The following is an 8053-nucleotide window of genomic DNA, read 5'->3' as shown; positions in this document are numbered from 1 at the left end:
CCGGAGCGCCAGGCGATCCGGCGAGCGCGGCACGCTGATCACGAACGGGGGGACCGTGCGGGTGGCCTTTCGTCACGCGAGCCGAGGTGAGGTGACGGTTTCTTCGGACTCTTCAAGTCCGCGTTTCAGTCTGTCGGCTCGGGCTCGGCTGTGTCGTACGCCGGGGCCGGCGGGCCCGGCCGGCTCAGCCCGCGGCCCCGGCGGACCGGCTCACTTGGACTGCGTGGAGACGCTCACACCGCTGAAGTCCTGCGCGGCGGCGAGGCTGAAGTAGACCCAGCCGGACGGCGGGTTGTCGATCGTCAGGGTCTCGCTGTTGCCGGCGTTGGTGGACTTCGCCTGGTAGCTGCTGGTGGTGGCCCAGCTACTGCCGCCGTAGTACAGGTCGGCGTTGCCGGTGCCGCCGCTGCTGGTGATGGTCAGCTGCTTGACGCCGGCCGGCAGGTACACGAAGTGGTAGCTGTAGTTGCCGGTCGCGGCCGCGAGGTTGTCCCGGCGGCAGTTCTTGTCGAACTGACGGGGGTCGCTGATGGTGCAGAGCGGGGTGGACGAGGCCTCAGGCAGGGGGCCGCAGTCGTTGGTCGCGCAGGTGGTCGTCAGCCAGGTGGCGAAGCCGGCGTCGTAGCTGGTGCCGATGGTCTGCTTCAGGAAGGTGCGGGCACCGTTCCAGTCACCGGAGCGGTACTTGTTGAGCACGGTCTCGACGTCGGCAGGGTGCGCCTGGAGCATGTAGCGGACCGCAAGGAAGCCCCAGCGGTAGACCCGGTTCGAGTTGACCTCGGGGTCCCCGTCCTGGTTGTAGACGGTGTCGAACAGGTCGCTGAGCTTGTAGGTCTTCTTGCCGGCCTCGCCGATCGCGTCGGCGTTGCGCTCGCCCCGGTATCCGAACGAGATGTTCTCGGCGATGCCCTCGACCCACCAGATGGTCGGCGTGGTCAGGCTGGCCTCGAAGTCGCCGGCCATGTTGTAGCGGCCGTCGAGGTAGTGGGTGTACTCGTGGTTGAGGTTCCAGATCTGGAAGTCCGGGCGCAGCCAGTGGGCCTCGTGGGCGATGAAGCGGGCCTGGTTGCCGGCGGTGGCCGGGTTGCCCTCCTCGTACATGCCGCCGTTGTCGACGTCGATGTTGTAGATGGCCCAGGCGTACAGCGAGTACTGGGTGTAGTCGTCGAAGACGACGACCTCGAGGTTGGTGTTCACGTCACCGGGGATCGCGCCCTTGTCGCCGATCACCCGGTGGAAGTAGGCGTCCTGGTTGACCAGGCTGGTGCAGGTGTTGGCCAGCTGCCCGGGAGACATGTCCTGGGCGCGGATCTTCAGGTCGGGGGTGCACGTGTGCTGGATCGGCAGGACCGCCGGGAGCACGCGGTCGCCCAGGTCGCAGATGGCGTAGGCCGCGCAGTTGTTCTTGTCGTACTGGCGCGTGTACCAGCCCAGGTTCATGGTGATCGGCGCGGTGGGGCCGACGTTCGGGTAGCGGTTGATCAGGTCCTTCAGCAGCGGCCGGACCCGGTCCTTGAGCTCGGGGACGTCGAGGGCGTAGCCGAGGTAGCGGCCGACGTTGCTGACGACGTCCAAGCGGTTCAGCTGCGCGCCGTTGCGCGTGATGAAGCCGGCCCAGGTGTTGAGGATGGTGGGGTCGGCCTTGAGGGCGGCCCGCCAGCCGCGGTCGTCGTTCTTGGCCTTGAAGCCGTTCTCGACGACCCACTCGACGTGCTGCATGGCGAGGTTCATCTGGCCGGGCCAGGTGCCGTCGTAGCTGCCGAGCATCCACTTGACGACGCCGGCGTACCGGCCGGCCGCGTGGGTGCTGTCGATCAGCGTGACGACCTCGTTGAAGATCTCGCCGTTGGCGTCGGTGACGTCCTTGCTGCGCGGGGAGGCGAAGAAGGCGTCCAGCGCGCCGAGCGCCGCGCTGTCCAGTGCCGTGCCGTAGTCGCCGACGACGTCCGCGTTGTTGTCCTGCACGTAGTAGCCGGCGCGCAGGAACAGGACCAGCTGACCGATGGCGGCGCTGTTGTTGCCCGAGTAGGTGGCGGAGGCGTCGCGCAGCGCGGTGGCGACGGTCACCATCTGGGCTTCACGGAATGCCTTCCGCGCGTTCTCCCCGGTGAGGCTGAACAGCGGGTAGGTACAGGTGATCCGGGGGAGGGCCTTGAGCTGCTGGACCAACGCGCTGCCCGTGGCGTTGATCACGCCGGAGATGTCGCCGCACTCGTCCCCGGCGGCGGCCGAGGACTGCTTGTCGGCCTTGTCGGCCTTGTCGGCCTTGGCGGGGTTGATGGTCGGGGCGGGTGCCGGGGCGGACTCCTCGGCATTGTCCTGCGCGGAGATCCGGAAGCGGGAGCCGTTGCTCATCGCATCGGGCGACTTGGGGACGGGGATCGACCGCGGCGCCGAGGCGGCGGTTCCCCTTGCGTTCGTACCGGCCGGAGTCGTGGCGCCGACGGAGGCGGCCTGGCTCTGCGGTGTGAACAGGCCGAGCGTGATGAAGACGGCTGCACCGAGCGCAGGAAGTCTGCGCGCGGTGGCCTTCGATATCCGGAAGGGCTGCATCTGTGGGGGCCTCCGGGGCCGTTGTGGCCGCGTGCTGGGGACACGGGCGGTTGATGTGTGACATGTAAAATTTCACATGTCGCATCGCTCCGGAAGGTTTTTGGCCAGATTACCGGCCACCGCAACTGAAACGTTGTCAACTTCCGGCTCCGGAACTCCGCCAACCACTCGTACCGGCGTCCGAGTTGGGGACGGCCCGACGCCCGGACGCTCCGACGCCCGCCATGACCGCGCACCCACCCGCTGGTTCGGCACCCTGGCCCCCTGACCGGGTGGCGCGTGCGTGCCACGGGTCGCACGCGGGGGAACTACGCCAGGTACTCGGAGAGGATTTTCCGCACGACCCTCTGCAGCACCGGGTCGATCATCAGAGCCGGGGTGTCCCGCTGGTCGCACACGATGGTCCATCCGCGGGCGCAGATCATCTGGTTGTCGACCACGCCGGTGCCGGCGAAGAAGAGGTGCGCGGGGTCGACCAGGCGGTAGGGGAGCCGGCTGTCGCAGTTCCCGGTATCGCCCCCGGTCGGCGACCAGGGGATGGTCACGCCCAGCAGCGCGTTCTCCGGGCGGCCGGGCTGCCGGAACGGGTGGGTGCGTCCGGTGCCCGACGTCCACGACCGCGCGCCGCGCTCAGGCTTGGCCGCCGCCCTTCAGTGTCAGGCGGCCCGCGTCACCGCGCGGTGGGACGAACAGCAACTCGGTCGACTATGCCGGTGCCTGTGCGTTCTCGGGCTTCCACCCCCAGGCCGTGAGCATCCCCGGCGACATTCCGGTGCACCTGGGGGAGTCCAGGCAACGTACGGCCTCGTCGAGCTGGGCGTCGTCGATCAGGCCCGTCGCCACCATGTCCGGCCGCGCCCGGCTCCAGGTGTCCGCCCAGAAGCGGCTGATCGCGCTCCCCGGCAGGAGGGGCGGTACGTGGATCTCGGCCGCCACCGGTTCCAGCCCCGCCGCCCTCAGCTGGTCGGCACGCCGTGTGACCTGGGAGACGTCGGTCCCGATGCTGTCGCGCAGCCCCTGCCACATGGCCCGCATGGCGCGCGTGTAGGGGGTCACGGGCGCCGAGGCCGTGGTCAGGTCGACGGCGTCGCTGACCACCAGTACCCCTCCTGGGGCGAGCAGCCCGGCGAGCCTGGAGACCATCTGCTGCGCGGACGGCAGGTGCATGAGCACGAACCGCGCGTGGACCAGCCGGAACAGGCCGGGTGAGAACTCCTCGGAGGTGACGTCCGCCTGGAGAGCGGTCAGCCCCGGCACCGGGTGCGCCTCGAGGAACCGTACGTCGCGGTCCACCGCGAGGACCTGTGCCACTCCTGCCTCGCCGAGCAGCCGCCGCGCCACCGTTCCCGTTCCCGCGCCGACCTCCAGGCACCTCCAGCCGGGTCCCACTCCCAACTGCCGCAGCCGGGCCATGGTCGTCTCGTCGTAGGTGAGGGCCCCGAGGTCGATGCGGTCGTCCTCGCCCCGGTCCTCGGGACGGAAGACCCGCTCACCGTATCGGCCCTCGCTCGGGGGCTCCGCACCGGCCATGGGGCCATTGTGGCAAGCGGGAGCCGATACCACCTGTCGGCGAGCGAGCGAGCGGGCGGGCGGGCGGGTGGTCGGGCGGGGCGGGGCGGTTCGGGCGAGCCTGGCTGCGGCCAGTGACCGGATGGGGTGCCACGGTCAGCCCGGCGTCCGTGGCGCGGCCGGTCACGACCACGCTGCCGTACGGATCGTGGTGCGCGAGGTCGTCGGGCGAGAGCGGGCGGCCCTGGGCGGGGCGCAGGGTCCTGCCCGGATCCGAGGGCTGGTTGAGCCGCCCGTTCCTCAGGCGATCGGCTGGGCCGGAGTCGCCACCGTATGTGCGCATCCGGTATCGGTGGTGGCCGGAATGCGCATGCGGCGCAGGACGCCCCGGGTGGTGCGGCGTGTGAGGGTGCTGCGCCAAGTGATGTCGGGGTGGCGGGATCGTAGGTGGGACAGGGCGCGGGTATCGAGTCCGCTGGAGTGGAAGGGCTCGTCGATGTCGACGCCGGTGATCACGCCCTCACCGCAGTCGGCGCAGGTCTGGTAGTGGACCTGCCCGACGACTTTGCGGACCCGGACGAGGAGTAGGCACTCCTCCTGGGGCCCGGCACCGGCACCGTCGGTGATGCCGGGGATGTGGGAGGACAGGAACTCGATGTCGCGGTAGGCGAGGATCCTGAGCCGCAGTCTTTTGACGAATCCTCCGCGGCGCCCGTGCCTCGCCGCGTGGGGGGAGGCGGCGGTTTCCGGGGCGGAACGGACGACGGCGGGACGCGCGTGGAATCCAGACATGCCTCCCGACTGCCCCGAAGGCCCGCCCTGACACGCTCCCGATCCATCCCGCCGGCCGGCCGGATACCGGGAAGGGACGCCCGAGGACGCCCAGCGCCTCAACGCCTCAGCGCCGACCTGCAATGATCAACGGCCGTATCGGTCCCGATACGGCCCGAGAGGTTGCCGGAGAAGATTCCGTGAAGCGCAGCACCGCGGCGACCTCCCGGCAGGACCGGAGAGCGCGGGGCCCCCGCCGCGGCGGCCGCCGCGCTGCCCGCTCCCCCCGCCGCACCCGGGCCGGGTTCCCAGCCCCGCTTCTCCCGCGCCCGCTCCGGGCACTGCGGCGCCCGCGTCCGAGCCGGTTGTGGCGCCGACCGCGCCGACGGTCGATGGGCGGGCACCGCCTCCGGCGAGCGGATGGGGGACCGTTGACTGAGGGCCTGTAAGGCTCCTGGGCACCGTTCGCGCTCAGCTGCGAGCAGGGAGTTGCAGGGCAAAACGCCGAACGGCATCGGTGAAGGCATCTGGATCGTCGAAATTCGCGAGATGTCCAGCCCGCGGGATCAATTCGATGCGGGCGCGCGGATGCGCGTGCACGAAGTCCATCTCGCCGGACCGGAAGACGGTGTCCTTCTCGCCGTTCAGGATGAGCACGGGAGCCGCAACCTGGCGCATCGCATCCGCGTCGAAGCGGCCCAGTACCTCGCCCCATGCGGCTGGCAGAGTGTGGAAGGCGTACCCAGAGCGGATGGTGGCATCCACCACCTGGGGAGGATAGAGCCGACGCAGCAACCTGTCGTTCCAGCGGGTCAGGCGGGCCGCTGGTATACGAGGGACAAGCCCGGCGACCCACCGGTACGGCACTGCCCACGGACCACACGTCGAGGCGCTGGCCCCCGCGAGAACCAGCCCCCGCAATTGCTCCGGACAGCGTCGCGCGAACTCCAGCGAGGCGTATCCACCAAGCGAATGCCCGACGACCACAGCCGGCCCATGGTCGAGCGCTCTCACCGCAGAAGCGATGATCTCCGTCGCCGCGTTCAGACTCCAGGGTTGAGCAGTGCGTGCGCCGTGACCTGGTAGGTCGATGGCGGCTACCGGGAAGTCTTCTTCGAGCGCGGCGAGCTGTGGGCTCCATTGACCCGCGCTGAACCGCGTCCCGTGTACGAAGATGATGGGCGGTGCCTGCGCAACAGCGGTCATGAGTCCCCCGGATCCGTGCTCTGTTCGGACCGACTCTAGTGGCGGGCCGGTCCCCGGTGCGGGGACGTGGAAATGCCGGCCAAATGAGGACGACGCTCAAACGGCCGACTGCGACGGGGCACGGAGTGTGACACACCGTTCGTGTGGGCCCGTAGACGGGTGGTGAGCCAGATGAGCGCGGCGACGAGGAAGCCGCCGATGGCGTTGTCGAGGACGGCGTACATGGCGCACCCAGCCCCCTGCGGCTGGGTGCCTGCCGACGCCTGCGGCAGCCGCGTGGTCGTGATGGCAGGCGGGGCCGGATCTGCGGGTGCACCTGAATGACAAGACACCCTCGACCCAGCCGGTCCTTCCCCGTCCGTACCCCGGCGCAGTGCGCTCGGACGAGGGCCCCACGGCTCCGTAGGTCCGTAGCGCAGCCGCGAGCACTCGTATCGGACCACTGGTCGGGCGTACGGCCGCCAGTCGGCCCAGTTGGACCTCCTGCTGTGAGCCACATGGGCGGGTGAGGCTGGTTGTGTCCAGCCTTTGGGAGGTCAGCGTGCTAGAGATATAGAGCAATAGTCGGAAAACAGGAGGTATGTAGTGATGCGTGCACATCTTCTCCGCATGGCAGCCGTTGTCGGTACTGCCGCGGTCATGACCCTCGGCGGCGCCGCCATGGCAAGCGCCGACGGGGGTGTCGGCAACTCAGGTTTCGGTAACTCCGGCGTGGGCAATTCCGGCATCGCCAACTCCGGCGTAGGCAATTCCGGCATCGCCAACTGGGGGGTGGGCAATTCCGGCATCCTCAACGGCGGGGTGGGCAACTCGGGCCTCGGCAACTCGGGCATCGGCAGCTCGGGCATCGGCAACACAGGAATCGGCAGCTCGGGTATCGGCAACTAAGGCGACTCCTCGGGCGCTGTTCCACGGGTAGACGCAGGTGAAAGGCCACCGCGCAGCGCCGCTCAGGCGGTGGCCGCGTCACGCCTGTTCGGTGCCCCCGGGCCGCCGTCTCGACGTGCGGACCGGGGGCGCCCGTGCTCATCCCGATTCCCCGGGATCCGCACACCGAAGTGGTCTATGGAGACCCTGGTGCGGCCGTCTTCGAGGTCCGCCTTGCAGAGTGCCTGGCCGACCCGGAGGGCCCCGAGTTCTGCGTCCTCGTCCCGTCCTGAGGCGGAGCCTCAACGTGCAAGGGCGGCTCGAACGCCCGGTTCTTCGGTTCCGTCGACCGCAAGCGGTTCTCCGACTGCTTCGTCTACCACCACGCGGGCCCGGGCGTCCGTGCCGGTCAGACCTCCACGGTGTGGTCTGACTACAACTTCAAGGTGGACAAGGTCTTCTCACCGCGGCCTGACGGCTCCCCGTCGGACCGGGCGGCCTCGACGCCTTCTGCGGTCAGTTGCCGGGGAGTTCGGGGCCGCCGGGCCCGGTGACGGACGCGTGGTGCATCCGCGGCCACGGGGTCCGGCGGCGGACCGGGCCGGTGGGTCAGCAGCGCGGGCAGGCGTCGCGGATGACGCGCCAGGTGAAGGTGGTGCTGCCCGAGGCTCCGGCCGCGTCAGTCGCGGTGACGGTGACGGTGCGGGTTCCGCTGCCGCGGAGCAGGCCTGTGATCAAGCCGGTGCTGGCGTTGATCGAAGCGCCCAGCGGCAGGTTGACGGCAGACCAACTGTACGGGGTCGTGCCGTCCGTGGCGGAGATCTGCAAGTGGGCACCGTCGTACTGGTAGTCGACCTGATTGCCCGGATTGGCCACGACCGGGGCCGCGGCCACGCTACGGGCCACCGGGGCGGTGGCCGTCGAGGCGGCGGCCGGGACGACCGGGGCGGTCAGTAAGGCGGTCAGGCCTAGGGCGAGCGCTGCCAGGCGGCGCGGGGTGCGCGGGAGCGTGCTCAACGGGACCTCCGAACTCGGCGGGGCGGCAGCGTTCCGGTACGGGTTCCGGAGGCGGTCGATCCCCTGCGTGGGTATGTGCGTTCGAGGTGCGATGGGGCGTCGGAATCATAGACGGGCAGGAGCCTGGCGT

Annotated in this window: 8 protein-coding genes; 2 read left to right on the top strand and 6 right to left on the bottom strand. The window is 69.8% G+C overall.

Translation table 11 applies throughout. The features are described 5' to 3' along the window. Positions 1–210: 210 nt before the first annotated feature. From ACFWB8_RS21980 to ACFWB8_RS21960, 5 genes are all read right to left on the bottom strand, one after another. Positions 211–2553, bottom strand: a complete 2343-nt coding sequence (locus ACFWB8_RS21980) for a collagenase (protein WP_385229499.1) — start codon at positions 2551–2553, stop codon at positions 211–213. A gap of 308 nt (positions 2554–2861) precedes the next feature. Next, positions 2862–3098, bottom strand: a complete 237-nt coding sequence (locus ACFWB8_RS21975) for a hypothetical protein (RefSeq protein WP_385229496.1) — start codon at positions 3096–3098, stop codon at positions 2862–2864. 160 nt (positions 3099–3258) lie between these two features. Then, on the bottom strand, positions 3259–4083 hold the full coding sequence (locus ACFWB8_RS21970; RefSeq protein ID WP_385229493.1) for a class I SAM-dependent methyltransferase: 825 nt from the start codon (positions 4081–4083) through the stop codon (positions 3259–3261). A gap of 279 nt (positions 4084–4362) precedes the next feature. Next, complete coding sequence (locus tag ACFWB8_RS21965) at positions 4363–4854, bottom strand: hypothetical protein (protein WP_385229490.1); 492 nt, start codon at positions 4852–4854, stop codon at positions 4363–4365. Between the two features lie 450 nt (positions 4855–5304). Next, positions 5305–6039 (bottom strand): alpha/beta fold hydrolase, encoded by a 735-nt coding sequence (locus ACFWB8_RS21960; RefSeq protein WP_385229487.1) that lies wholly within the window; start codon positions 6037–6039, stop codon positions 5305–5307. A gap of 609 nt (positions 6040–6648) precedes the next feature. Here ACFWB8_RS21960 and ACFWB8_RS21955 point away from each other — a divergent pair. Both ACFWB8_RS21955 and ACFWB8_RS21950 read left to right on the top strand, forming a co-directional pair. After that, a complete protein-coding gene (locus tag ACFWB8_RS21955; RefSeq protein ID WP_385229484.1) occupies positions 6649–6927 on the top strand; it encodes a hypothetical protein in 279 nt (92 codons plus the stop codon). 134 nt (positions 6928–7061) lie between these two features. Further along, positions 7062–7199: a hypothetical protein gene (locus ACFWB8_RS21950; protein ID WP_385229481.1), complete on the top strand. Its 138-nt coding sequence runs from the start codon at positions 7062–7064 to the stop codon at positions 7197–7199. A 316-nt stretch (positions 7200–7515) separates the two neighbouring features. On the opposite strand, the gene ACFWB8_RS21945 is transcribed toward ACFWB8_RS21950, so the two are convergent. Beyond that, complete coding sequence (locus ACFWB8_RS21945) at positions 7516–7923, bottom strand: Ig domain-containing protein (protein ID WP_385229478.1); 408 nt, start codon at positions 7921–7923, stop codon at positions 7516–7518. Positions 7924–8053 lie beyond the last annotated feature (130 nt).

The sequence above is a fragment of the Streptomyces sp. NPDC060031 genome, assembly GCF_042736805.1.
In the GTDB taxonomy this organism is placed as follows: domain Bacteria; phylum Actinomycetota; class Actinomycetes; order Streptomycetales; family Streptomycetaceae; genus Streptomyces.
This window is presented reverse-complemented; position numbering and strand designations above follow the sequence as displayed.